Origin of the sequence: Chryseobacterium carnipullorum (assembly GCF_900142785.1) — a bacterium.
Lineage (GTDB): Bacteria > Bacteroidota > Bacteroidia > Flavobacteriales > Weeksellaceae > Chryseobacterium > Chryseobacterium carnipullorum.
The window spans coordinates 159,856-185,231 of the sequence record NZ_FRCD01000007.1 but is presented as its reverse complement, the minus strand read 5'-3'; the positions used below and the strand labels follow the sequence as shown (position 1 = coordinate 185,231).

Here is a 25,376-nt window from a genome sequence, read left to right as displayed (position 1 = left end):
ATGAGTTAAAAATCCCGGTAGAATTATTTTGCCGGGCTTTTTATTCAAAGAAGCAAATAAAATAATTTCTTATGGTTTTAATTAAATCTTCGTACCTTAAAAGAAACAAACTTGGCCCGTCTAAGTTTTAAATATAAAAAGAAAAAAATGGAAACTACGATATCAAGATTATCCGCTACAGAAAAAGCACTTGACGTTATTTATCAGCTGGAAGATCAATATGGTGCCCTGATGTTTTACCAGGCAGGAGGATGCTGTGAAGGTACCCAGCCGCAATGTTTTGAGAAAGGAGGATTCTTTCCAAGAATGAATGACGCCATGATAGGAACGATTAATGGTCATGAATTCTGGATAGACCGCGATTTATTCGAATACTGGAAATATTCCCATTTTACTTTGGATGTTACAGATGGTTTCGGTCCGGGCGGATTTTCATTGGAAACTCCGTTAGGTAAAACATTCAAGGTTCAATACAGACTCTTCACTAAAGAAGAATATGAAAACCTTGAACCCGTAAAACGGAGTGAGTAAAAATATTGATCATCAACGGAACTTTATAACAATCTGTTATCGAAAACATTTTCAATTGATTACTCAATGAGAAAAATAATGATACCTCAAACTTTCAAAAATTGAATAGATCAGGCATATGTATCTATAAATTTAAATCTAATTTCAGATATATAGATATTGTTTCCTGTTCTTCATTCTTTTCTCTCCCTCTCTCTATACCTTCACAAACCGGTTCACAAACATGGCTGCGACAATATCTCCCACAGTATTCAGAACTGTAGCTAAAGGATCCACCAGTGTCCCGATAATCATCACTGCGGGGATAGCTTCCTGAGGCAATTTATAGACCGAAATCATCAGCATTTCACCAATATATCCACCGTTTGGAATCCCACCCGCAACAATACTTACAAAAACTGTGATTCCTAAAGCCAGCAGTAAATTGGCAGGATCAAAGAAATCTTTTCCAATGATAAGAAAAGCCACATATATTTTGATGATGGAAGACATGGAAGATCCGTTTTTATGCAATGTTGTTCCAATTGGAATAACCAGGTTGGCAATTGAATTTGGAATACCGATCTTCGAGGCTGCCTGAAGATTAGCTGGCATGGTAGCAAAGCTACTGCAGGTACTTAGGGCGGTTAGGGTAGGATAGACCGCATTTTTCCAGAATCTTCTGATCCCATTTTGCCCGTCTGCCATAAAAGCGTATAACGAAAAGAAGACAAAGAAATATACAATTCCAGCAACGTAATAAAGCCCTAATGGTTTTGCATAGAAACCAAAAAGCTGAGGTCCCAGCGTAGCGACCTGATAGGCAAAATAAGCCCCAAGACCAATAGGTGCCAGTTTCATGATCAGTAAAAGAAGTTCCTTCATCACCTCATATCCTGAAGCAATAAAAACCCTGAATGGCTGTCCTTTATCTCCGGCTTTACGGGCTGCAAATCCAGTCATAAAAGCGAAAATAAGAAGAGCCAGCATATTCTGTCTTGAAAAAAGTTGAGTAAATTCTCCAACCGTAAAGAAACTGACAATCCTGTTTCCCCAGCTATCTTCACTGGCCGCTTCAGTTATCATTTCAGAACTGCCTGAAACTCCTGAAACGGGAAATACATACACCGCACAAATCGTAAAAACGGCTGCCGTTAAAATGAAAAACAGAAAAGTAAAGGACATCACTAAAATGATTTTCCCAAATTTAGACCCTTGTTCCAGAGAAGCAATAGAATTGGATACAGCAAAGAATACCAATGGTACTACACTTACAAAAAGAAGATTCAGGAAGATATCTCCCAACGGTTTAATATAGTCTACAATACCGGGAGCAGTTACTCCTATAATGCTTCCTACAGCAATTCCTAAGAGCAAAAGTATAATTCCTGAGTAGTTTTTCAGTACCTCTTTCATTCAACGCTTTTTATCAAAGATAGGCTTATTTTTAACATTCTCTTATATAAATTTCAGGCGCAAATTTCATAAATTTGAGTAAATATCGATTCTATGGCTTATATAGATTACTATAAAATTTTAGGCGTAGATAAAAGCGCAAAACAGGATGACATCAAAAAAGCCTACCGAAAACAGGCCAGAAAACTGCATCCTGATCTCAATCCCGACGACAAAGAAGCAGAGAGAAAATTCAAAGAGCTGAATGAAGCCAATGAAGTGCTCAGTAATCCTGAAAACCGGGCGAAGTATGACAAATACGGAGAAAACTGGAAACATGGTGAAGAATACGAAAAAGCCCAACAGCAACAAAGGCAATACCAGCAACAGAATTACGGTGGTGGTGGGTTTTCCGGTGCAGACTTCGGGGAAGGGGAAGATTTTTCTGATTTTTTTCAAAGTATGTTTGGTGGTGCAGGAGGAAGTGGAGGTTTTAGTAAAAATTCACGAGGAAGTTCTTCAGGAAAGTTCAAAGGCCAGGATGTCCATGCGGAATTGAATTTAAACTTAAAGGATGCTGCACAAACCCATCCGCAGACTTTTGAAATCAATGGTAAGAAAGTGAGAATTACTATTCCTGCCGGGGTATATGACGGGCAGCAGATCAAACTGAAAGGACACGGAAGTCCTGGTTTTAACGGTGGACCAAACGGAGATCTGTACATCACATTCAATATTCCGGTTGATCCCGATTTTGAAAGAATAGGTGATGATCTTAAAACCAAAGTTTCAATTGACCTCTATACGGCTCTTTTAGGGGGAGATGTAAAAGTAAATACACTTGATGGAAGTGTGAATCTTAAAGTAAAACCAGAAACCCAGAACGGAACAACAGTCAGACTAAAGGGAAAAGGCTTTCCGGTGTATAAAAAAGAAGGACAGTCCGGGGATCTTTTTGTGACTTATGAAGTGAAATTACCTACAGATCTTACAGACAAGCAGAAAGAACTTTTTGAACAACTTAAAAATTCCTAAGCCATGAGTGAAAGAATATCGCGAGAAGAACTCGTAAAAATTTACAATATAGAGATTACTTTTTTTGATGAACTGGTAGATGGAGGTTTACTGAATGTGGAAACTGAGAATGAAATTCATTATTTATTGTACGAAGATCTGCCTGTTTTTGAAAGATTCACCAATTGGCATTACGATCTGGAAATCAATCTTCCCGGTTTAGAAGTCATCAATGATATGCTTCAGAAAATGGAAGACTTAAAACGGAGAAATCGTGATCTGATGAATAAACTTTCTGCAATAAGTGATCAATATGAAGATATTTGATTTAGTTTTGTAACCTTTAAAAACAAACTAAATAATTCTAAAAAATGAATGGAGATAAAGTCATCAAATTAAATGTAAGCAGAAAAGATTTTGAAGAAATTTATTTCAGTGGTAATCAGGGAAGCCTTTTTTTTTCACAGACGACCAAAGGCAAAACCGTTACTACTGCCGTTGTAGGATTAATTCTGTTGATTTTATTCTTTTTCAAAGATGATTTAAGTAAAGAAAAGTTTGGAATTCTATATTTCGTCAGCTTTCTGTTTTTGCTTTGTACCGTGTATCTTTCTTTAAGCATCAACAAGGTTTCGCGATGGAAAAAAGAGGTGAACAGGTATTTAAAGTCACTGGAAGATGCTGAGATCTATGAGATCAGATTTAACAGTGAAATTTTTAATGTTAATCTTAATCATCAGGAAGAGCTGAGTAAGTGGGAAGATTTTAAGGACTTTGAGGTCAATGATGAATTTATTTCTTTAGAAGGGAAATTCAATTATATGTTCCCCAAAAAATCAATGAGTAAAGCAGATTACGAAATTCTGAAGCAAGCAATAAAGAAAAATATTAAGCAATAAAAAATCAGAGCAACGCTCTGATTTTTTATTTATGTAAAAAGGCTTTTGACCTTCTCTGTTTGATTAATCTAACCAACCCATTTCTTTCATCCACTCGTCATTGTAGATTTTTCCTACATATCTTGAACCATGGTCGTGAAGAAGAACCACAATCACATCATCTTTTGTGAACTGGTCTTTCATCTGGATCAGAGAAGCAATTGCACTTCCTGCAGAGTATCCACAGAAAATTCCTTCTTCTTTAGCCAGTTTTCTTGCGTAAACAGCACCATCTTTATCAGTCACCTTTTCAAAATGATCGATTACTGACATGTCATAGTTCTCAGGAATAATGTCTTCCCCGATTCCCTCCGTAATGTAAGTATAGGCATGATCGTAATGAAGTTCTCCTGTCTCGTGGAATTCCTTCAAAATAGAACCGTACGTATCTACACCGATTACTTTAATAGCTGGATTTTTCTCCTTGAAGAATGTTCCACAACCTGTAACCGTACCTCCTGTTCCTGCACCAGCCACAAAATGCGTCAGCTTTCCGTCTGTCTGTTCCCAGATTTCGGGAGCGGTAGACTCGTAATGAGCCGTTCTGTTGGATAGGTTGTCATATTGGTTTACGTACCATCCGTTTTCTGTTTCCTTAGCCAGTCTCTTGGAAACTGAATAATAAGAACGCGGATCTGTAGGCTTCACATCGGTAGGGCATACAATAACTTCTGCTCCCACAGCACGAAGGATATCACATTTCTCTTTAGATTGTTTGGAATTGGTTACAAAAATACATTTGTATCCTTTGATGATGGCAGCAAGAGCCAGCCCCATTCCTGTATTTCCCGAAGTTCCTTCAATAATGGTCCCTCCAGGTTTTAATCTGCCGTCTTTTTCGGCATCTTCTATCATTTTAAGAGCCATTCTGTCTTTTACAGAATTTCCCGGATTGAATGTCTCTACTTTTGCTAAAACTAAGGCAGGAAAGTCTTCTCCTAATACTTTATTAAGTTTTACAAGAGGCGTATTCCCTATCGTTTCAAGAATATTTTTTGCGTATTTCATAAATGGTTTATAAGCGGTGCAAAGATAATGCTTTAAAAATTAGCGGCGTAATTTAAAGATTATGATTTATAAATGCGAATGGTGAATGGGTACTGATGAATTTTTAATTACAGACGTAGAAATGGATTTATTGTCTGCGGTTCGTTATTGATTTTTCAAAGTGAATAATGAATTTTTTAAACTAAAATAGAATTGATCACTGTTTATGTCATTGACAATTGACCCTTCACATTTCTTCTAGTTATACTTAATCGCTTTCACCGGAGATATCTTGCTGATCAGGTAGCTAGGAATAATCAGAGCCAATCCTGAAATAATAAGAATTCCTACTGAAATAGAGATGATGGCAATCGGATTTAGATCTACAGGAACTGTGCTTACATAATAGTTTTCTGGATTAAGTTTAATAATGCCAAAAAATTTCTGGAGCAAAATCAGACCCAGACCAATTGCATTTCCATACAAAAGTCCCGGAATCATGATGATCAGGGTATAATTGATGAAAGTAGCCCTTATCTGTGAATTGCTTGCTCCCAGCGTTTTTAAAAGGCCGATAGAATTGGTTCTTTCGATGATCAGGATAAGAAGCACCATAATAATATTGATGACTACAACAACCAGCATAATAATGATGATCAATGCAATATTCGTGTCAAAAATACTGATCCAGTCATTGATCTGCGGGAACTTTTCCGTCGCTTTTTCAGCATAATTCTTGTAACCGATCAGTTTCTCAATTTCCGGAAAATCTTTGTCGATGTCATTCACGTTTTTCAGAAAAATATCAATACCGCCTATTTCATCAGGCTTCATTTCCTGAATTTTTCTTACATGATTGATGCCGCCGATCACGAATTGTTCATCAATCATTTTAATATCCGTCTTATAAATTCCTATAATTCTGAATTTACGGTATATCGGTTTCTGATCTGCTTTTGAAAATACGGTAACAATGCTGTCATTCACTTTAAGATGGAGATCATTAGCGATCTTCTGTGAGATTGTCACATCATTGTTAAAGCCTTTCTCTGTAACTTTTGGAGTCGTTCCGGCTACAAGAAATTTTTTGAATCTCAAACTGTCAAAATCCTTTCCGATTCCTTTAAATATAATCCCTGAAAAATTGTGTTCATTACGCATAATTCCTGTTACCGTAGCGTATTTCTGAACACTTTCCACATCAGGAAGTTCTTTAATCTTCTGAATATTCAATCCCTGATTGTCAAGGACAGAAGTATTGTATGAGGAATTGGACCTTGTAGACCGTACGGTAATGTGTCCGCTGAAATCTGCCAGTCTCTCTTTGATGGCTTTCTTTGAACCGAAGCCCGTAGATACAGTAATCAAAGAAACAATGATCCCGAGAGCGACAGAAAGTCTGCCGATGAAGATGATAACTCTTGAAAGGTTATTTTTGTTATCTTTGGAAAACGCTATTTTTCTAGAGAAATATAAAGGAAATTTCAAGCTTATGAATTTAGATTTCAAAATTAAAAATTTACTTCTTATTTGCCTAATTTTTTTAGGTGTATTCGATCAATATTATTCTCAGGCACTTATTCAACCGGATTTCAAGACCGGTGCGGACCAGTCTGAACTTTATCTGCCTCTGTTAAAAAATAAAACGATTGGTGTGGTAACGAACCAGACCGGGCTGATGAGTGATAAAACGTATGTGGTCGATTTTTTAGTTAAAAATAATATCAAGATAAAAACGATTTTCGCACCTGAACACGGCTTCAGAGGAGATGCAGATGCCGGAGAAAAAGTGAAAAACGGAGTAGATACCAAAACTGGAATCCCAATTATTTCTTTATACGGAAACAATAAAAAACCAAAACCGGAACAGTTAAAAGGAATTGATATTGTTGTTTTTGATATTCAGGATGTTGGGGTGCGGTTCTATACTTATATTTCAACTTTAGCATATTTAATGGAAGCCGGAGCGGAAAATAATGTAGAGATCATGGTGCTGGACCGTCCTAATCCTCATGACGGATATACAGACGGACCTGTTTTAAACAAAAAGTGGTCAAGTTTTGTAGGAATGCATGAAGTTCCTGTGGTTTACGGATTAACGATAGGTGAGTATGGGAAAATGGTTAATGGTGAAAAATGGCTTAAAAAAGGAGTTCAGGCAAAATATACGCTGATTCCAATGAAAAATTACCACAAAAAACAGCGTTATCCGATTTTAGACAAACCTTCCCCAAATCTGCCCAATGATCAATCAATCAATTTATATCCAAGCTTGTGCTTTTTTGAAGGAACTCAGGTTTCTGTAGGGAGAGGAACAAGTTTGCCGTTTCAGATTTACGGATCTCCATGGACGCAGGAATTACCTTATCAATTTACACCTAAACCCAATTTTGGAGCTAAAGATCCTTTCTTAAACGGGAAATTGTGTTACGGTGAAGACCTTTCATCATATTCAAAAAATTTAAACGAACTTAATCTTGAATGGCTGATCAAGTCATATAAAAGCTACAAAAACCCACAGCAAAGCTTCTTCCTTGATAATTTATTTTTTGATAAGCTGGCGGGAACTGATGAATTCAGAAAACAAATCATCGCCGGAAAATCAGCTCAGGAAATCAAAGATTCCTGGAAAGGGGATCTGGAGAAATTTGAGAAGATCCGCAGCAAATATATTATGTACGAAAATTGATTTTTTACGTCAATGGTCAATCTAGCTTCGCCATTCAATGATGAGTGAATTCGTCTGTTATAAAATTCACTGGCGAAGTCAAACTCACAATTCACTTTTTATCAATCAAAATTCTGTGGAGGATTCTTGTCGTTTTTTCCTTTATTAAGAATGAAAAGTCCCAGTGATAATCCGATTACTCCGGCAAAAGCAGTCATTAATGCTCTCTCCGTTTTGTCGGGAAGGTCATTTCCTATGTAATTCATTAAAAAAAGGATCACAAAAGTAATCACTGAGATGATAATATGATTTTTTCCAAACAGTTTCATGCTGCTATTTTAGTTTATAAGAGATCATGATACCTCCTCTGTAAGGAAGAATTTCTCCACTTTTGTTATATTTCTGTGCTAACTCGTAACGCTGTCCAGTAACACGATCATATCCTTTGTAGAAATCTTGGGATGTACCCACTGTTGCATATATATCAATATTCCAGCGGTCTGATACCTTAAATTGATATCCGCCTGTAACACCTAATATAAATGAAACACCTTTTTGGTATAAGTTAGACGAGACGAATACTTCATCTCTATCATTTACATAAAGGGTATCATTCCAATAGTTCCACTTTTGAAGTACAAACGCCGAAGCTGCAATATTTGCTCCTATATACCAGCGGCTGAATGCTTCATTGAAATAGTATCGCCCTTCAAGAGAAAGAGAATAATATTGAAATTCATGTCCAGCAAAAGATTTCCAAGGAGAAATGAAAACATCTCCCTGTAATGTATACTTTTGGCTGATCTGTTTTTCTAACCCGACATTAAGAACACCAATTGTTGCAAGAAGTGCATTCCCTTTAATGTATAGACCTTTTTCCGGTTCCTGTTCTTGTGCAGTCAACATTCCTAAAGAAAGGAGTGTGATAGAGGTAGTAAGAAATTTGTGCTTTAGCATTTATTTTATTTGTTTCAGTAATTCTTCTGCGAGTTGGGCATCTTTTCCTGTCTGAACTGCCATGTTTTTAGACATTTCAGCATAGTTTAGTGCCATTTCTTTGTTTCCGGTCAGAAAATAAAGCTTTGCAAGAATATAAGTGTTTTCCGGTGTTTCACCACGCATCACAGATTTTTCAGCCCATTCTGCGGCTTTCTTCAATGAAGAAGGATTTTTGATGTGATCGCTAAAAACCCATGCAGCTCTGAGTAGCTCATTAGGTTCAAATGCATCGGAGTTCTTGTAATAGTCTAGCGCTGCTTTTTCAAATTCGGGGAAATTGGCATTTTGCTCGTAGTAACTGAGTTTCGTTTGGTTTAGTTTAGATTGGGCAAGTTGTTTTCCGACTAACGGTTCTGCCGTTGACATGAAATACTCCTCGTTGATTCTTTTATTTTTATCATCAATAGACTGTTCCACTATTTTTGATAGTTTGAGCTGGTTATCAAATTCGGTATAAGTGGCTTCCGGTAAGTATTTGATAATTTCAGCCTTTCTTGAGGTGAATGTTTTATAATTGACGTCTTCTGTAGACTTTACAAAGAATAAAAGAAGCCCTATTTCTTCTTTCGAAATTTCTTCCGTCTTCTTTTTGTTTTCAAAATATCTTTCAGAGGCTTTTTTAGCAAAATCATAATCTGAAGAAGAGTTCAGTTTCATAATATTGATCAGGAATTCCGGATCTTTATCTCCTTTTGCAAAACGTTCCTTCAGAGAGCCCTTTTTGTTACCCGGCGAATTGATATCCAGAGCCATGGTTACAAACATGCTTTCTTCCATGTATCCTGTGTTTTGAGAAACCAGTTCACCTTCACCGTTCAGAAACAGATAAGTAGGATAGGAGCGTACACCGTATTTGGCTGCAATTTCCCGTCCTTCCCCTTTTTCCATATCGAATCTTGCATTCACGAAATTGGCGTTGAAGTAATCTCCGACAGATTTCTTTGTAAATACATTTTTTTCCATCATCTTGCAAGGTCCACACCATGAGGTATAAGCATCAACGAAAACAAGCTTCTTTTCTTTTTTTGCTTTTGCTATAACGTCTTTGAGTGGTAATTCCTGAAATTGTATCGCTTCCTGAGCCATTATAACTACAGAGCAGAAAACAAATACCCCGGAGATGATCTTCTTCATTTTCAAATTAGATTTGTAGGCGAAGATAGTTATTTTCTAAAAAACAGGCGACGAATTTGTGGGGTTACGCTTTATATTAACGAATTTTAAGATGTAGTATTGCAAAACTGTGCAATATGAAATAAAAAAACCGCCTTTATTAAGGCGGTTTGTGGTTTCTCCAGGAATCGAACCAGGGACACATGGATTTTCAATCCATTGCTCTACCAACTGAGCTAAGAAACCAATTGTTCGTTTGTTTAACGTGGGGCAAAAGTATAATATTTTCTTATACCTCGCAAGTTTTTTTGCTATTTATTTTAATATTCTGCCTTGGCTAGGGCGTTTTTGACTTTCAATAGTTTGGTCATCAGTTATTTGGATTCGGTTAAAATTTTCTTTGCATTTTCATTTTCCGGATTCAGTTTCAATGATTTTTTATAATTTTCTAAAGCTTCCTTCTTTTGCCCTTTTTTTAAAAGCGTTTCACCATAGCTGTCATAAGTGTTCCATGCGTCCGGATAGAGCTGGGTGTTTAATTTAAATATTTTCAAAGCATCATTGATCTTATTCTCACTGACCAGTCTGTAGCCAAAACTATTGATCTGATTTTCGCTCGTATTGTAAGAAGAGAGTGCTCCTTTTCTGTGTTCTGTATTAATAAGATTAATAAGCCCGTCAATTGACTTTTCAGAACTGTAAGCATCATTTAATGAAATCTGATTCATTTCTCTTTCTTTCTGTTCCTGTTCTTTAAGTGTTTCCACACCATAATATTTTCTTTGTTCGTCAGTAATTTTTGAGGAATCTAATTTGTACCTGGCCCATTTGGCGTTCGTTGTTTTGTCTTTGATGAACTGAGTTCCGTAGATTTGTGGCTTCTTCTTGTACATAAGGTCTCTGTCTACTGCAGCAGCGTACCACCATCTGTTAAGACTTGGGTCCATTTTTAGCGCTTTTTCAAAGCTTTTTACGGCCATTCCCGAAGAAATAGTGTCTCCGCCATGCTGAAAAACAATTCCGCAGTTAAAATGATCCTTTGCTGTTTTTATTTTATCTTCTTTCAGGAGAATAAAAATTCTTTCCCGTCTTAAACTGTCTTCCCTGCTTAATATTTTCCAGTTGATCTGATCAGACTTTCTTGCATTTTGGTCGTCATCTGCCATTTTCTGAAGTTCATTATTATCATGACTCTGTGAAAATATTTGTATAGAAAACAGAACTAGAAGAAATGTCAAAAAGTGAATTATTTTTTTCATGTTTTGATGAATTAGTTTAGTGTTTAAATTTATAAAAATAGTTTAAAGAATAAAGAATAAAGAATAAAGAATAAAGAATAAAGAATAAAGAATAAAGAATAAAGAATAAAGAATAAAGAATAGAAAATAGAAAATAGAAAATAGAAAATAGAAAATAGAAAATTTCAGGAGATAGATACTGATGAAAATATTTTGAAGTAAAAATTTTATGGGCGCCTCTTTAATTCAGGAAATTTAACTTTCATGAACTATGTTTCCCAAAAAGCCTCTGTGATGAAGATGAAAATACTTTTCACTCAGAAAAAGGTGAGTTTTATGAGCACAAAAAAACCTCTAAATAAATTAGAGGTTTTAAAGTGGTTTCTCCAGGAATCGAACCAGGGACACATGGATTTTCAATCCATTGCTCTACCAACTGAGCTAAGAAACCATTATATTTTTGTTTGACTTACTTCGTTGTTTTAAAGTGATGCAAAAGTAGTAAGTTTTCTTATATGAAGCAAGTATTAACCATACTTTTTTTAAATAAAAATAAAACTTACTGATTTTCAGCCGAATTATTTTCCTGTTCTTTTCTTATATGATCGCTCATCTCTTCTAATACAGGCTTTATCGTACTTTCGGGAAGATCACTGATTCGGATATACATCAATCCGTCGATCGCATCATTGAAGTTCGGGTCCACATTAAAAGCAATCACTTTGGCATTTTGCTTAATATATTTTTTAATAAGAACAGGCAGTCTTAATTCCGGTTCAAGATCATCAATAATCTTATCCAGTTTATTCAGATCGGACTCCATTTCTTCAAAAAAGATATTTTTATCCCTGTCGCGTAGTTTTACCTTATACTCATTTTTAGGAGTGATATATTGAGCTACAGCTGAATCAAAATAATTCGAACGCATAAATTCAATCATCAGAGATTTGGAGAATTCCGAAAATTTATTTGAAATACTTACGCCACCCATCAAAAATTTATGATCAGAATTCCTTAAACAGACATGTACAATTCCTCTCCATAAAAGGAAGAGTGGGAGAGGTTTCTGCTGGTATTCCTCACTGATGTAAGCACGGCCCATTTCAATCACTTTCTTAAAGAATGGATGAATGTCCTGCTCAAATTCAAATAAAGAGCTGGTATAAAATCCTTTGATGCCGTATTTCTTCATAACGTCCTTTCCTAAAGCCATTCTGTAGGCTCCGGCAAGTTTCTCTGCGCTATTGTCCCAAAGGAAAAGATGATGATAATGCTTATCATATTCGTCAAGGTCGAACGGGAGATTACTTCCTTCACCTACAGCACGGAAGGTGAGTTCTCTCTGGCGTCCGATTTCTCTCATTACGGAAGGGATTTCCTCATACGTAGTGAAATAAATCTCATAATTACCATTACTGAACAGCATCTTATCTGTACCTCTCAGCCTGTTGATGTCTTTAAGGATATCCTCCTTTGGAGTTTCATCGATGATATTCTGAACGATATTTTCTTCTCTTAATAAAGGAAATTTTACCGTTAAATTTTTAAGATTGATGCTTTGCGCAAGTGATTTTCTCTTCTCGTAATACGATTTCATCATGTACACTTTACGCTTCAGGAATTCACCAAGTTCTTCAATGGTTTCCATCTCGTCCATAGCCTTTAAAGTAATCGGCTTTCCTATCCTGATTCTGATCGGTTTTTCCCTGTCGTTCATCATTTCGGCTGGAAGCATGAGCGTTTGTAAACTTGGATGAAGTTTAGCGACCTGATAAAAAATACGGCTGTTTTTAGCGTGAAAATATAAAGGAACCACCGGTACTTTAGCCATTCTGATCAGCTTAAGTGCTGGTTTTTCCCATTCTTTATCCAGAATTTCACCGTAAGGATTATTTTTATTGGATACCTCGCCAGCAGGAAAAATACCTACACAACCTCCGTTTTGAAGGTGTTTCAATGTTTCACGCATTCCGGAAGTACTGCTGTGGGCTTCTTTTCTGTTTTCGAAAGGATTGACAGAAATGACATACGGCTCCATAGGTTTGATCTTTTCCAAAAGGAAATTACCCATGACTTTAAAATCCGGACGTACTTCTGAAAGGATCTTACACATTAAAATTCCGTCAATAGCACCCAGTGGATGATTGGAAACAAGGATAAATGGTCCTGTTTTGGGAATTTTTGCAAGATCTTCTTCAAAAGCGATATAACTTAAGTTTCTTTCTCTTACAAATGAGTCGAAAAAGTCTTTGCCTTCCTTGTCTTTTAGTTTATCGTATAATCTATTAACTTCATTTATTTTGGCAATGCTCATCACGGCAGATGCAACCGGGTTCTTGAGGAACCCGATTTTGCTTAAGCCGGAAGCTGTGATAAGATCGTTTTTCGAAATTAAACTCATATGTGTTTAGTCGCAGTTAAAATTATTGTGTTACCATTTGAACCGTATTTTTGGAAATCTGTTCCAATAATACATTTTTTTCCTGGTAAAATTTATCAATATGATCCATCTTCGCATTTCTTACTGTGAATAAAGATACATTTTTAACCGCTTTGGTTTTAAATATTTTTTGAAGTTCATCATTAAGCTCGTCAACCTGATTGAATTTATCTTCCAGACACAGAGCCAGTGATATAGCAGAATTCTGCATCAGAGATACCTTGATCTTATATTTCGAAAGGTATCCGAATATAAGACTCATATGATCTTCTGCAATGAAAGAGAAATCCCGGGTTGAGATCTGTAAAAGAACCTGGTTTTCTTTTAAAATATAAGATTCTTCATGTTGGTTTTTATCTGAAGCTCCTACTTTAGTTCCTTCTTTGGTAGGATCTACGAAAGATTTTACATAAAAAGGAATGGCTTTCTGCTGTAACGGCTGTAATGTTTTCGGGTGAATGACACTTGCTCCGTAATAAGCCAGTTCGATCGCTTCTTCATAAGAAATATTAGAAAGAAGAGTCACATCACTGAACTTTCTCGGATCTCCCGTCATTACTCCCGGAACATCTTTCCAGATGGTCATGGCATCAGCATTCAGGCAATAGGCAAAAATAGCAGCAGAGTAATCAGAGCCTTCTCTTCCTAATGTTACTGTAAAATTGTTGTCATCAGAACCTATGAAACCCTGTGTTACGTAACAGATTTCTTTATTTAAGGTTGAAATAAATTCTTCTGTTTTTGCCCAGTCTACGTTACCGTCTCTGTAAGAATTATCCGTTTTAATACAATCTCTGGCATCTAACCATTGATTCGGAAACTGGATTTCGTTCAGATATTCACTTAAGATCTTGGTAGAGATCATTTCCCCACAGCTTACTACCTGATCATACACGAAACTGTAATTTGGAGATTTATTTCTTCTTAAAAAAGAATCGATATCATCGAAAAATACATTAATCTCTGCAAAAACTGCATGGTTTTCAGGAAATAAGCCTTCCGCAATCTCGATGTGTTTTCGTTTTATCTTTTCAATCTCAGTTTGATAGTTATCCTTCTTGAAATAAAGTTCTACAACCTTTTCCAATTCATTCGTCGTCTTACCCATTGCTGAAATAACCAGCAAACACTTGGTAAATCCCTGGCTTTGCAAAACCATAGACACATTTTTTACACTCTCCGCATCTTTTACAGATGCTCCACCAAACTTGAAAATTTTCATTAATTTGTTTAAAATAAAATTGTTAGATTAAAAATTACATGAGTTTTTTACGGAGGTCAAAATTATAAATTTACAACGAGATATGAAAGAGTCTCACGGTTGGAAGGAATTAAGATTTCATTAAAATTGAGACTTGATGAAAATTATCAGAATTTCATTGATTTATTGTCATCAAATGGGGATTAATAATGGAAGAGTATTTTTATGTATATAGCTTGATTGTCCTCGTATCGTTTTGGAAGACAGCGGTTAAGGTCTTTTGTAAGAAAAGCTTTCTTTCTCCAATAAATTTTCCGAAATTTGGGGAAAACGTAAAAAGAAAAATATGTCAAATCAACCATTACAGACTTTAGGAGAATTTCTTATAGATAAACAGGAAGATTTTCAATATTCTACGGGGGAATTTTCTCGTCTTCTAAGTGCAATAAGATTGGCTTCGAAAGTGGTAAACAGAGAAGTAAATAAAGCCGGAATTGTAGATATAACAGGAGCTGCCGGAAACCAGAATATTCAGGGGGAAGAACAGCAGAAACTGGATGTAATTGCCAATGAAATTTTTATTACGGCTCTGTCTCAAAGAGAGGTTGTTTGTGGTATTGCTTCTGAGGAAAATGATGATTTTATTGACATTAAATGTGGTGAAAACGGTCATCTAAGTAAATACGTCGTCCTGATCGATCCTTTAGACGGTTCTTCCAATATTGACGTGAATGTGTCTGTGGGAACTATTTTCTCTATTTACAGAAGAGTAACAGAGCCTGGAACTCCGGTTCAGTTAGAAGATTTCCTTCAAAAGGGGATCAATCAGATTGCCGCAGGATATGTGATCTACGGTTCTTCTACCATGATTGTTTATACAACCGGAAACGGAGTGAACGGATTTACTTTGGATCCTTCACTGGGAACCTATTATCTTTCTCACCCAAATATGACATTTCCTGCGATGGGAAAAATTTATTCCATCAATGAAGGAAACTATATCAAATTCCCGCAAGGCGTTAAAAATTACCTGAAATACTGTCAGATGGAAGAAGGCGACCGTCCTTATACCTCCAGATATATCGGTTCTTTAGTAGCAGACTTCCATAGAAATATGCTGAAAGGAGGAATTTATATTTATCCATCTTACTCCCAGTCTCCCAATGGAAAGCTGAGATTATTGTATGAATGTAATCCTATGGCATTCCTTGCTGAACAGGCTGGAGGAAAGGCTACGGACGGATTCAGGAGAATTCTTGAAGTAGAGCCAACAGAACTGCACCAGAGAATTCCGTTTTTCTGCGGAAGTATTCAGATGGTGGAAAAAGCAGAGGAATTTATGCGGATCGACAGTGTAAAATAATGAAAGCAAAATATTCTGGATATTTATTAGAATTCAAACGCCCGAGCGGAACGTCTCGCGGCGTTTTGCATGAAAAGGAGACCTTTATTCTCGAAATTGAAGATAACGGAAAAAAAGGAACAGGAGAGTGTGCCGTTTTCAGAGGATTAAGTTTTGATGACAGACCGGATTATGAAGAAAAGCTACAATGGCTCTGTGAAAATATTAACCGGGATCACTATTATTTAAAAGAAGAGCTGAAAGAATTTCCATCCATATGGTTTGGATATGAACAAGCTATTTTGAATCTGAAGCACGGAGATCATCTTTATTTTCCAAGTGAATTTACAGAAGGAAAATCGGCTATCATGATCAATGGACTGATCTGGATGGGGGAGATTGCTTATATGGAAGAGCAGATTCGGGAGAAGCTTGAAAAAGGGTTTCACTGTATCAAACTGAAGATTGGAGTTGATTGGAAATCTGAGCATAAAATCCTTCAAAAATTAAGAGAAAAATTTTCAAAAGATCAATTGGAACTTCGGGTTGATGCTAATGGTGGATTTAATAGAGAAGAAGCGCAAATTGTTTTACAGCAGCTTGCAGATCTTCATATTCACTCTATTGAACAGCCCATAAAAGCCGGCCATTGGGAAGATATGGCATCATTGTGTGCCGAAACGCCTACTCCTATTGCTCTAGATGAAGAACTGATCGGAATTACAGATCCCATTGAAAAGAAAAAACTTTTAGAAGCGATTAAGCCTCAATATATAATTCTAAAGCCGGCATTGGTTGGTGGTTTTACAGGTTCAGACGAATGGATTGCGCTTGCAGAAGAGTTGAATATCGGTTGGTGGATTACTTCAGCCCTCGAAAGTAATATCGGTCTAAATGCTATCGCACAGTATACCTTCACAAAAAAAAATCCGATGCCACAAGGTTTGGGCACCGGATCTTTATTTGTAAATAATTTTGAATCAGATCTGGAACTCAAAAATGAGTTGCTATGGTTCAAAATATAACAGAAAAATAGCTAATTAAGCAATGGAGGAGGAGCATCTTCGCAGGTTGGATTGCTTGAGTGCTCAGAATCCCATGATCTGCAGCATCTTTTTCGGGGATCCCAGCTATTACAGCCGAGCGGAACTATTCCTCCTTTAATTGTTTTTAATTCTCCCTTTTTGAGTTTCCTCATGTTGTCAGTTAGATTTTTCATAATAAAAGATTTTAATTTATTTGGTAAGTAAATATCAATCTCTTTTTTTTATTGTACAAGAATTTAACTTAATTTAACTAAATTCACTTACTTGGGATTTGAAATTCATGTGATATTTTTTGTCTATACAGAAAACGATACAGATAGTAAATGATCAAGTCCTCCATTAAGTATAATGGAAGATATCAGGTATTAGAAATTGGGCTAATGTAGTATTAGGGTCGGATAAACTATCAATTTTAAGGGTTATTTTATCAATTTAAATCACATCTTTTACGAAAATTGCTTTCTTAATATAACTTAATATGTAAGAAAACCTGCTTTTAATTCTTTTCATAATAAAAAATTTGTATTTCTCTGTTTAATGAAAATTTACAATCTTTATGCCAATTTAAACATTGGTTTAAAGTTTAACATATGATTCATGTCATAGTAGTATTTTAATAGAGTGTTAAGAAATAATTGTGAAAATATTTTCGTTATCCTTTGATCTTCCAGTTATTAAGTTCCGGTCTACACCATATAAATTTTGATAAATATCATTCTGTACCTTAGAACTGGAAAGGTATCCCCAATGATTTCCCACTTCATATTTGAAACTGTTCAGTACATCATCTTCTACGAAAGTACAGTCGATCACAGAAACAATATCTTTAAATTGATCAATGTCACTTGGGCCATGTTTACCTAACCGCGGGGTCAGAATATTCTTGGTAAATTGAGAAATTCCAAGAATAGTATCTTTTCTGTTTAGATAAATAGAAACACGGTTGGCCAGCAGGGGAAGCTTATTGAATGAGTCCTCAGAATCGTCAAAAACCTTATAAGTCACATCTGCATTTAAAAGAAGTACCTGATCGATGACGCGCAGTATATTTTCTTTTTTTAGACTGTACAACATACTTTGCAGTACTCTGTTTCCCATGGAGTGGGCCATCAGATGTATTCGCTGATTACACGGAGCCAGATCACGGTTTGAAAAAATATCTTTTAAAAACTGGGTGTAAAAATAAAATAGTCTCATCAGCGATGATCCTGAATTGATACTCGATGCCTTATCATCGAAATAAGTAAGTGGAACAATGCTGCTTGAAGCGGGCCAGCTTACAAATAAGATATGCTCTACGGGCGATGCCGGATGATCAATAAACAGTTTTTTAAGATCGATGATGGCTTTTAATTCATCATCAAAATCATAGGCATATCCATGAATGAAGATCAGGACGTCGCTCCGGTCTTTGGTGGAAGACATATTCTTATAGAGTTCATAGAACATTCTTTGGGTTCCACCGAGATTGCTGGCGGTGAGCGTAGATTTTTTAATACTTTTTTCGTTCTGAAGAACTTCCAGAACCTCCTGATAGCCTTGTTTTTCAGGTTCGGAGAATAATTTATAGCTTACAATATTTCGGTTGGTATAGTCTTTCTTCTTTTTGGCTGCTGAAGTGGGCTCTTTGTAGGTATCAAAATCACATTTTGCAATCCTGAAATTGGGAATAGAGTATTCATCATTAGAAAATGAATCTTCTTTTTCGCCCTTATGTCGGACGATTTTACGATTGCTTAAGATATAAACAGCCATACTCAGTAATTTTTGTAAACGGTTTTTAGTTTTCTCTAAATTAATAAAAAATATTGAATTATCATCAGTTTAGCTTTTAAATTATCATTTCCGTAAGCCCCAAATTTTCCGTAACTTTGTCAAACTTTTTTTGCATACAATAAAAGCTAATTTAATAATGGAAGAAGAAAAAAAATCACTCAATTTTATTGAGCAAATTATTGAAGATGATATCGCAAACGGCCTGAAAAAAGAACAGATCCGTTTCCGTTTTCCGCCTGAACCCAATGGATACCTGCATATTGGCCACACAAAAGCCATTTGCATCAACTTTGGTCTTGGCGAAAAATACAATGCTCCCGTAAACCTTCGTTTTGACGATACGAACCCTGAAAAAGAAGAACAGGAATTCGTAGATTCTATCAAGAAAGACGTTGAATGGTTAGGTTTCAAATGGGATAAAGAGCTGTATGCATCCGACTACTTCCAGCAACTTTATGAATGGGCTGTGCAGATGATCAAAGATGGAAAAGCTTATGTAGATGAGCAGCCATCTGAAGTGATCACCGAGCAGAGAAAGAATCCTGCAGAACCGGGAATTGAGTCACCGTACAGAAACCGTCCGGTAGAAGAGTCTCTTGACCTGTTCGAAAGAATGAAAAACGGAGAATTTGAAGAAGGTTCAATGTCTCTTCGTGCTCAGATCGATATGGTGTCTCCCAATATGAATTTGCGTGACCCTGTCATGTACAGAATCCTTAAGAGACCTCACCACAGAACAGGAACAGCCTGGAAAATTTATCCGATGTACGATTGGGCACACGGGGAATCAGATTATCTGGAGCAGGTGTCTCACTCACTCTGTTCATTGGAATTTGAAAACCACAGACCATTGTATAACTGGTATCTGGAGCAGGTGTATGACGGATCTAAAGTGGCACCTAAGCAAAGAGAGTTCGCAAGAATGAATGTTTCTTATATGATCACTTCCAAAAGAAAACTGCAGAGGCTGGTAGCCGAAAACGCAGTAACAGGTTGGGATGATCCAAGAATGCCTACCATCTCAGGAATGAGAAGAAAAGGTTTCACACCTACATCAATCAAAAACTTCATTGAAAAGGTAGGGGTAGCCAAAAGAGAAAACCTTATTGAGATCCAATTGCTTGATTTCTGTGTGCGTGAAGACCTGAACAAGGTTGCGAAACGTGTCATGGCAGTGGTAGATCCGGTAAAACTAATCATTGAAAACTACCCTGAAGGGAAGGAAGAATGGCTTGAAACTGAAAATAATCCTGAACAGGAAAATGCAGGGACAAGAGAAGTTCCTTTCTCAAGAGAATTATACATCGAAAGAGAAGACTTTAAAGAAGAGGCTAATAATAAATTCTTCAGACTGAAATTAGGCGGGGAAGTTCGTTTAAAATCAGCATACATTATCAAAGCAGAAAGGGTAGAGAAGGATGAAAACGGTGAGATCACTACGATCTATGCCAGCTATGATGAAAAGAGCAAGTCCGGAAGCGGAACGGAAGAAAGCTTGAGAAAAGTAAAAGGAACCCTTCACTGGGTTTCTGCTACCCATGCTATTCCGGTAGATGTGAGGATTTATGACAAACTCTTTACCGTAGAGCAACCGGATGCAGAGAAAGATGTAGATTTCCTTAACTTCATCAATCCTGAATCCGTAACGACGATTAAAGGATTTGCTGAGCCAAGCTTAAAAGATGTAGAGGTAGGAGAGCCGCTTCAGTTCCAGAGAATCGGGTACTTTACAAAAGATCAGGATTCTACGGATTCTCAATTGGTATTTAACCGTACAGTAACATTGAAGGATTCTTTTAAACCGGAATAATCTTACAATAATCAATATAAAAGCAGGACCTGAAAAAGTCCTGCTTTTTTGTTTTAAATGTTTAAGACTGTTTGATCAAATTTTGGAGTGACCGGAATCAATTACAAAACTTGTGGCCCCAACAAAAATAATTACTCTCGCAGATTTAGCTGATGGAACAGATTTTAATTCATGCTTTTTAAAACATTAAGATCAATGAAGAATGTAAGGTTAGTTAAGAAAAAATCAAATGATTTTTTAAGTTGTACGTCTTAAAGCGAATCTAAAACTTGATATTCTTAAAAACTTAACAGAAATCTTAATGGTTTAATTTTTTGCTCACGCATCTGGTACGCATAAAAATAGATTAGCAAAGGTAAAAATCTGCATCATCTCCATCATCTGCGTGAAATTTTAAAACTATTTGCTTCCCTTTATTTTGGAATTGATCGGCAACTATCGAAAATTAATGTGAGATAATAGCTTTCAATCTCCCTCTTCCAACTTTCAGCCTTTTATCCTTTCACTCCTTTGATCCAGTCCTGGAATCGGCCAATCTGTTCCATAAGGAAAGATTCATGTTCTTCTTTTTCTTCGGGACTGTCTACTAAAATATGTTCAAAGTAGCTTCCCTTCAGTACCTTTCTTAGAATACCTTCGCCTAAGAACGGTTTGTAGTCGTTCAGAGCCTGGGTCGCCTTTAATAAATGTCGGATGTCATACTGCAGAGGATTGATGTCCGGAACCTGTTTGTTCAGGTTTAGCAGACTGTACACCGCAATTCTGGCTGTTCTCACAGAACTTTCCATGGTAAATACCACATCATTATTCGTTTCCACGAACTGTCCTACCAATCCTAAATTCTTACAGCCTTCAGGCACCACTCTCGGACGGTCGCCATGAGCTCTCGGCATGAACATAGAAGTAATGTAGGGCATAAATGAAATGCGGACAATCGTATTTTCTATGACATTATCCAACTGGTCAATGATCCCTAAATGATAACAAAGTTCTGCAAGGATTTCGTTCCCGGTACACTCAGGCATTGTTTTTTTTATGTAATTTCCATCTTTATCCATCAGCAGAGAATACACCCATACAACGAGGATATCATCCGGCTGAGTAGGGAAGTGCGGCTGTCTGTTGCAGGTGAAACTCATCACCCAGTTAGAATCAGTGATTGTAATGATACCACCTGTAGCCGTTCTTCCGGAATAAGGATCATTGACACACAGTTCTTTTAATTTTTCAGTAAAAGCAGAAGGTCGGCAGGTCAGCGTAGCAGATTCCCATGAAGATTTTTCGATGTTGCTGCAGAATTTTTCCGGTTTTCCGAAGACCTCTGATTTGGCGGCCAGATTTTTCCAAAGCATCCATCCCGGGCCTTGTCCTGCACTGCTGTTATCCAGTGTGATTTCGGGAGCGGTATTATTGTCCGCATAGAATGTACTTTCAGTCATAGATCCTGTGGTGACAATTACATAATCTTCTTTTCCAACAGGGATTTTCACTTCCTTACCATCCTTTTCCGTGATAATGCCTTCTACTGTTTTCCCTTCCGTATTGATATGAATATCCAGGTCTTTTACCAGAGTATTGAACTGTATTTGAACCCCTTTTTCAACAAGGAAATTTTTTAAAGGCGTAACGTAAGTGTCATATTGGTTGTATTTTGGGAAGACGAGACAAGAGAAGTCTTTCATTCCGTCGATAGCATGCAGGAATCTGTGCATATACAGTTTCAGTTCCAGTAAGCTGTGCCAGTTTTCAAAAGCAAACATAGTACGCCAGAAGAACCAGAAATTACTGTTAAGGAAAGATTCCGCGAAATAATCTTCAATCGTAAGGTCATCAAGTTCCTCTTTTTTCTTTAGTAACAATTTCACGATCGCCAGCTGATCTTTTTTCTCAAGTCCGAATTGACTGAAATCCTGAATCTCTCCCTGATTGTGAATCAGTCTTGCCTTGGAATAATTCGGGTCATTGTCATTGATCAGACGGTATTCATCCAGTACACTGTATGGAGCAGGAAGTTCAAGAGCAGGAATGTCCTGGAACAGGTCCCAGAGATTTTCGTAGGTCATATCCATTTCTCTCCCTCCACGGATGATGTAACCGTCTTTTGCATTTCCGGCGCCGTCCAGAGAGCCTCCTTCTACATTAAGCTGATCAAGAAAAATAATATTTTTTCCCGGAACATGACCATCGCGGATGAAATAGTAGGCCGCAGACATTCCGGCAATTCCGCTTCCTACAATATAGATTTTACTGTTTTCGTAAGATTTTAAAGGAATTCCTTTATTACGCTGATAGTTTCCGATCTGATCTGAAAAAGGCATGGTCTTTTCAGGAGTGTTAATCTGAACTTCCTTACTGGAATCCGGTTCGTGGTTTACATTTCCGAATTGCTCAGAAGCATTTAAAACTTTGTCGAATTTTGAATTGATCGTACTCATTTTTTATTGTTTTAATTAACAATATAAAGGTACCTCTATTCAGAATGCAGGGTATGTCCCTAATGTCAGAATTACTGTCCCCAAATTCTTATCACTGAATACTTTCTCTGTTTCGGTATTCTGAAGGGGAAATGGACGTGTGTTTTTTGAAAAAACGTCCGAAAGCAGAAGCAGAATTAAACTGCAGTTCAAAAGCGATCTCCGAAATGGTAATGTCAGGATTACCGAGCATCATATAAGCTTCCTTAAGAAGAGTTTCATCAATGACCTGATGAGGTGTTTTGCCACTTGCCTTTTTGATCACTTCAATGAGGTATTTGCCGGAAACGAAAAGCTGGTCAGCATAAAACTGGACGGTCCGGTGCTGTCTTATATTTTCACGGATCATCTGGCTGAATTTTAAGAAAATATCTTTTTTGCCTTCCTCTTTTTCAAAGACACTGTTATTTTCTGTTTCCATAATGTCAGCGGTTTCCAATAACAGATTGAAAATAATGGTCCGGACAATTTCTTCTGTGAACTTCCCTTGTTGCCTGGATTTCTTCCTTAAATAGTCCAGCAGATTCTGCAGCAGTGCTGAATTTTTTTCATCCGTCCGGACAATACTGTAAGACCCGCTGGAGAACAGGTTCATCTTTTCGATAATGAAAGGATTGGATATGTTTTTGATCAGAAAGTTCTTGTCAAAAAAAAGCAGTTTCATTTTAAAATCTTTACTGGTCTCCAGAAACTTCACGATCGTAGATGGGGCGGCAACAAGGAAACAGTGAGCATCAACATCGTATTTTTGATTGTCAATTTCAATACTTATTTCTCCGGCGGTACAAATGCACAGCGCATAATAATCCATCCTGAAGGGAGCCTCAGGAAAATCGAAAATAGGATTTCCGGAAGAGATATAGTAAGACTGCCGGCAATCAATACTGTAAAACGATAGCGTATCATGTAAATTTTCGTAGGTTATCATTTGCGTGTATTGATTCGGTTAAATTTTTGCTTATGATTTTAAAATTTCAAGTTGAAATATCGCGTTGTTACTGCAATTTACGAAAATTATAAAAGTTGATTGTCTGGTTGAAGTTAAAATATCAGCTGATTCCGGTCGGATACCCTATGTTTTTATTCCTATGGATCTTATTGATAAATAAAAGGCCTTTTGATGGGTGTTCTGGGGCATTTTTCTTAAATTTGCAACTTACCGGATTTTCTCCCCAAAAAATAACAGTGTGAAATTAATTAGCGTATATACGAGTTCTTTTAAAGGACTCTCGGAAGAAAGTTGGATGTTGGCGCTGGTCATGCTCATCAATCGTGCAGGTTCTATGGTACTTCCTTTTCTGGGAGTCTACATGACGGGACATCTTCATTTCAGCATAGAAAACTCAGGAATTATTCTGAGCTTTTTTGGAATAGGTTCTGTTTTGGGCTCTTGGCTGGGTGGATTGATCACAGATAAAATTGGAGAATACCGCGTTCAGAGCCTGAGTCTGCTTCTGAGTGTGCCTTTATTCTGCCTGATTCCACTTTTCAAAACGGAAGTTGGGCTGGCGGCAATTATTTTGATCCAGAGTATTGTAAGCGAAACGTTCCGACCTGCCAACTCAGTAGCCATTACAAAATATGCTAAACCTGAAAACATCACCAGAGCTTTTTCACTCAACCGGATGGCCGTTAATCTTGGGTTTTCCATAGGTCCGGCACTGGGAGGGATATTATCTGCTATTTCTTATGAATTTTTATTTTTTAGCAATGCTTTAGCCGCATTGCTGGCGGGTTTAATGTATATCCGTTTCTTCGGGAAACGAAATAAACAGGCATTACTGAAACCTAAAAAAGTAAAAGAGGCTATTGCTGTTAAAAAAGAAAATTCTCCATACCGCGACGGAAAATTTCTCATGTACAGTTTCTTCTGTATGCTATTCGCGATTTGTTTTTTCCAATTATTCAGTACATTGACTATTTTCTATAAAGATACGGCTCATTTAAGCCAGCAGAATATCGGTTATATCCTTGGATACAGCGGTTTCCTGATTGTCCTGCTTGAAATGGGTTTTGTACAGATCGCAGAAAAGTATTTCAGTCTGGCCTTTACCTTACTGATAGGAACCATATTATGTGGTATTTCTTATGCCATGCTGGCTTTTGATTATTCCATTCTTACGCTTATTGTTTCGATGACGTTGCTGTGTATTGGTGAGATCTGGACTCTTCCCTTTATGTCGACCATTACCGCTCTGCGTTCAGGAGAAAACAATAAAGGAGCTTATATGGGAATGAACGGGATAGCCGTTGCTTTAGCTTTTATCATTACTCCTTATGTCGGAACAATGACCGCTGATCAATTAGGCTTCAGTACTTTGTGGATCGGAACAGGAGTATTGGCTGTAGGTATTGCTGCAGGATTTTATTTTGTGATTCCATGGATGCTGAAAAAGAAGGCTGGAAGTTAGTACAGGTCGGGAGT

General features: G+C 36.9%; 21 protein-coding genes and 2 tRNA genes. 9 read left to right on the top strand and 14 right to left on the bottom strand.

Going from position 1 to position 25,376, the window contains the following annotated elements:
- The first annotated feature begins 147 nt into the window (after positions 1 to 147).
- Complete coding sequence (locus BUC06_RS09910) at positions 148 to 531, top strand: DUF779 domain-containing protein (RefSeq protein WP_073333175.1); 384 nt, start codon at positions 148 to 150, stop codon at positions 529 to 531.
- Positions 532 to 726: 195 nt separating this feature from the next.
- Here the strand turns inward: BUC06_RS09910 and BUC06_RS09905 are convergent, their stop codons facing one another.
- On the bottom strand, positions 727 to 1,926 hold the full coding sequence (locus BUC06_RS09905; protein ID WP_073333173.1) for a dicarboxylate/amino acid:cation symporter: 1,200 nt from the start codon (positions 1,924 to 1,926) through the stop codon (positions 727 to 729).
- Positions 1,927 to 2,019: 93 nt separating this feature from the next.
- On the opposite strand from BUC06_RS09905, the gene BUC06_RS09900 reads away from it, so the two are divergent.
- The 3 genes from BUC06_RS09900 to BUC06_RS09890 are packed head-to-tail and all read left to right on the top strand — an operon-like array spanning position 2,020 to position 3,818.
- Positions 2,020 to 2,940, top strand: a complete 921-nt coding sequence (locus BUC06_RS09900; RefSeq protein ID WP_073333170.1) for a DnaJ C-terminal domain-containing protein — start codon at positions 2,020 to 2,022, stop codon at positions 2,938 to 2,940.
- Between the two features lie 3 nt (positions 2,941 to 2,943).
- A complete protein-coding gene (locus tag BUC06_RS09895; RefSeq protein WP_073333166.1) occupies positions 2,944 to 3,246 on the top strand; it encodes a chaperone modulator CbpM in 303 nt (100 codons plus the stop codon).
- A gap of 44 nt (positions 3,247 to 3,290) precedes the next feature.
- Complete coding sequence (locus BUC06_RS09890; protein ID WP_073333164.1) at positions 3,291 to 3,818, top strand: hypothetical protein; 528 nt, start codon at positions 3,291 to 3,293, stop codon at positions 3,816 to 3,818.
- A gap of 63 nt (positions 3,819 to 3,881) precedes the next feature.
- Here BUC06_RS09890 and BUC06_RS09885 read toward each other — a convergent pair whose 3' ends face one another.
- On the bottom strand, positions 3,882 to 4,865 hold the full coding sequence (locus BUC06_RS09885; RefSeq protein WP_073333161.1) for a PLP-dependent cysteine synthase family protein: 984 nt from the start codon (positions 4,863 to 4,865) through the stop codon (positions 3,882 to 3,884).
- Positions 4,866 to 5,102: 237 nt separating this feature from the next.
- Positions 5,103 to 6,332: an ABC transporter permease gene (locus BUC06_RS09880; protein ID WP_073333158.1), complete on the bottom strand. Its 1,230-nt coding sequence runs from the start codon at positions 6,330 to 6,332 to the stop codon at positions 5,103 to 5,105.
- Positions 6,333 to 6,336: 4 nt separating this feature from the next.
- Here BUC06_RS09880 and BUC06_RS09875 point away from each other — a divergent pair, with 4 nt between their 5' ends.
- Entirely contained in the window at positions 6,337 to 7,533 is a 1,197-nt protein-coding gene (locus BUC06_RS09875; RefSeq protein WP_073333339.1) for an exo-beta-N-acetylmuramidase NamZ family protein, read from the top strand.
- Between the two features lie 101 nt (positions 7,534 to 7,634).
- Here BUC06_RS09875 and BUC06_RS09870 read toward each other — a convergent pair whose 3' ends face one another.
- The 8 genes from BUC06_RS09870 to BUC06_RS09830 all read right to left on the bottom strand — a co-directional run bounded on the left by BUC06_RS09870 (position 7,635) and on the right by BUC06_RS09830 (position 14,524).
- Entirely contained in the window at positions 7,635 to 7,841 is a 207-nt protein-coding gene (locus BUC06_RS09870; protein ID WP_073333156.1) for a hypothetical protein, read from the bottom strand.
- A gap of 4 nt (positions 7,842 to 7,845) precedes the next feature.
- Entirely contained in the window at positions 7,846 to 8,469 is a 624-nt protein-coding gene (locus BUC06_RS09865; RefSeq protein WP_073333153.1) for a DUF3575 domain-containing protein, read from the bottom strand.
- Entirely contained in the window at positions 8,470 to 9,645 is a 1,176-nt protein-coding gene (locus BUC06_RS09860; protein ID WP_073333151.1) for a thioredoxin family protein, read from the bottom strand.
- 152 nt (positions 9,646 to 9,797) lie between these two features.
- Positions 9,798 to 9,870, bottom strand: a tRNA-Phe gene (locus BUC06_RS09855).
- Between the two features lie 128 nt (positions 9,871 to 9,998).
- Entirely contained in the window at positions 9,999 to 10,883 is an 885-nt protein-coding gene (locus BUC06_RS09850; RefSeq protein ID WP_073333148.1) for a tetratricopeptide repeat protein, read from the bottom strand.
- Positions 10,884 to 11,240: 357 nt separating this feature from the next.
- Positions 11,241 to 11,313, bottom strand: a tRNA-Phe gene (locus BUC06_RS09840).
- Between the two features lie 108 nt (positions 11,314 to 11,421).
- Positions 11,422 to 13,263, bottom strand: a complete 1,842-nt coding sequence (locus tag BUC06_RS09835) for a lysophospholipid acyltransferase family protein (RefSeq protein WP_073333145.1) — start codon at positions 13,261 to 13,263, stop codon at positions 11,422 to 11,424.
- A 22-nt stretch (positions 13,264 to 13,285) separates the two neighbouring features.
- The gene (locus BUC06_RS09830) at positions 13,286 to 14,524 is read right to left on the bottom strand and encodes an aspartate kinase (RefSeq protein WP_073333142.1); all 1,239 of its coding nucleotides are present in this window, start codon (positions 14,522 to 14,524) and stop codon (positions 13,286 to 13,288) included.
- 325 nt (positions 14,525 to 14,849) lie between these two features.
- Here BUC06_RS09830 and fbp point away from each other — a divergent pair, with 325 nt between their 5' ends.
- Together fbp and menC are read left to right on the top strand one after the other, a co-directional pair.
- Positions 14,850 to 15,866: a class 1 fructose-bisphosphatase gene (gene fbp, locus BUC06_RS09825; protein WP_073333140.1), complete on the top strand. Its 1,017-nt coding sequence runs from the start codon at positions 14,850 to 14,852 to the stop codon at positions 15,864 to 15,866.
- Positions 15,866 to 16,870, top strand: a complete 1,005-nt coding sequence (gene menC / locus BUC06_RS09820) for an o-succinylbenzoate synthase (RefSeq protein ID WP_073333137.1) — start codon at positions 15,866 to 15,868, stop codon at positions 16,868 to 16,870. Before fbp ends, menC begins: the two co-directional genes overlap by 1 nt.
- Positions 16,871 to 17,515: 645 nt before the next feature.
- Here the strand turns inward: menC and BUC06_RS09810 are convergent.
- Complete coding sequence (locus BUC06_RS09810; protein ID WP_073333132.1) at positions 17,516 to 18,646, bottom strand: alpha/beta hydrolase; 1,131 nt, start codon at positions 18,644 to 18,646, stop codon at positions 17,516 to 17,518.
- A 157-nt stretch (positions 18,647 to 18,803) separates the two neighbouring features.
- Here BUC06_RS09810 and BUC06_RS09805 point away from each other — a divergent pair, with 157 nt between their 5' ends.
- Positions 18,804 to 20,477 (top strand): glutamine--tRNA ligase/YqeY domain fusion protein, encoded by a 1,674-nt coding sequence (locus tag BUC06_RS09805; protein ID WP_073333128.1) that lies wholly within the window; start codon positions 18,804 to 18,806, stop codon positions 20,475 to 20,477.
- A 494-nt stretch (positions 20,478 to 20,971) separates the two neighbouring features.
- Here BUC06_RS09805 and BUC06_RS09800 read toward each other — a convergent pair whose 3' ends face one another.
- Together BUC06_RS09800 and BUC06_RS09795 are read right to left on the bottom strand one after the other, a co-directional pair.
- Complete coding sequence (locus BUC06_RS09800) at positions 20,972 to 22,912, bottom strand: oleate hydratase (protein WP_073333125.1); 1,941 nt, start codon at positions 22,910 to 22,912, stop codon at positions 20,972 to 20,974.
- A 91-nt stretch (positions 22,913 to 23,003) separates the two neighbouring features.
- Complete coding sequence (locus BUC06_RS09795; RefSeq protein ID WP_073333123.1) at positions 23,004 to 23,879, bottom strand: AraC family transcriptional regulator; 876 nt, start codon at positions 23,877 to 23,879, stop codon at positions 23,004 to 23,006.
- A 316-nt stretch (positions 23,880 to 24,195) separates the two neighbouring features.
- Between BUC06_RS09795 and BUC06_RS09790 the strand changes: the two genes are divergently transcribed.
- Positions 24,196 to 25,362, top strand: coding sequence for an MFS transporter (locus BUC06_RS09790; RefSeq protein WP_073333333.1), 1,167 nt, complete (start codon positions 24,196 to 24,198; stop codon positions 25,360 to 25,362).
- Positions 25,363 to 25,376 lie beyond the last annotated feature (14 nt).

Excerpts from the sequence above, each read along its gene's own strand:
- BUC06_RS09910 (WP_073333175.1), top strand. The coding sequence starts at position 148 with ATGGAAACTACGATATCAAGATTATCCGCTACAGAAAAAGCACTTGAC.
- BUC06_RS09905 (WP_073333173.1), bottom strand. The coding sequence starts at position 1,926 with ATGAAAGAGGTACTGAAAAACTACTCAGGAATTATACTTTTGCTCTTA.
- BUC06_RS09900 (WP_073333170.1), top strand. The coding sequence starts at position 2,020 with ATGGCTTATATAGATTACTATAAAATTTTAGGCGTAGATAAAAGCGCA.
- BUC06_RS09895 (WP_073333166.1), top strand. The coding sequence starts at position 2,944 with ATGAGTGAAAGAATATCGCGAGAAGAACTCGTAAAAATTTACAATATA.
- BUC06_RS09890 (WP_073333164.1), top strand. The coding sequence starts at position 3,291 with ATGAATGGAGATAAAGTCATCAAATTAAATGTAAGCAGAAAAGATTTT.
- BUC06_RS09885 (WP_073333161.1), bottom strand. The coding sequence starts at position 4,865 with ATGAAATACGCAAAAAATATTCTTGAAACGATAGGGAATACGCCTCTT.
- BUC06_RS09875 (WP_073333339.1), top strand. The coding sequence starts at position 6,337 with ATGAATTTAGATTTCAAAATTAAAAATTTACTTCTTATTTGCCTAATT.
- BUC06_RS09870 (WP_073333156.1), bottom strand. The coding sequence starts at position 7,841 with ATGAAACTGTTTGGAAAAAATCATATTATCATCTCAGTGATTACTTTT.
- BUC06_RS09865 (WP_073333153.1), bottom strand. The coding sequence starts at position 8,469 with ATGCTAAAGCACAAATTTCTTACTACCTCTATCACACTCCTTTCTTTA.
- BUC06_RS09860 (WP_073333151.1), bottom strand. The coding sequence starts at position 9,645 with ATGAAGAAGATCATCTCCGGGGTATTTGTTTTCTGCTCTGTAGTTATA.
- BUC06_RS09850 (WP_073333148.1), bottom strand. The coding sequence starts at position 10,883 with ATGAAAAAAATAATTCACTTTTTGACATTTCTTCTAGTTCTGTTTTCT.
- BUC06_RS09835 (WP_073333145.1), bottom strand. The coding sequence starts at position 13,263 with ATGAGTTTAATTTCGAAAAACGATCTTATCACAGCTTCCGGCTTAAGC.
- BUC06_RS09830 (WP_073333142.1), bottom strand. The coding sequence starts at position 14,524 with ATGAAAATTTTCAAGTTTGGTGGAGCATCTGTAAAAGATGCGGAGAGT.
- fbp (WP_073333140.1), top strand. The coding sequence starts at position 14,850 with ATGTCAAATCAACCATTACAGACTTTAGGAGAATTTCTTATAGATAAA.
- menC (WP_073333137.1), top strand. The coding sequence starts at position 15,866 with ATGAAAGCAAAATATTCTGGATATTTATTAGAATTCAAACGCCCGAGC.
- BUC06_RS09810 (WP_073333132.1), bottom strand. The coding sequence starts at position 18,646 with ATGGCTGTTTATATCTTAAGCAATCGTAAAATCGTCCGACATAAGGGC.
- BUC06_RS09805 (WP_073333128.1), top strand. The coding sequence starts at position 18,804 with ATGGAAGAAGAAAAAAAATCACTCAATTTTATTGAGCAAATTATTGAA.
- BUC06_RS09800 (WP_073333125.1), bottom strand. The coding sequence starts at position 22,912 with ATGAGTACGATCAATTCAAAATTCGACAAAGTTTTAAATGCTTCTGAG.
- BUC06_RS09795 (WP_073333123.1), bottom strand. The coding sequence starts at position 23,879 with ATGATAACCTACGAAAATTTACATGATACGCTATCGTTTTACAGTATT.
- BUC06_RS09790 (WP_073333333.1), top strand. The coding sequence starts at position 24,196 with ATGTTGGCGCTGGTCATGCTCATCAATCGTGCAGGTTCTATGGTACTT.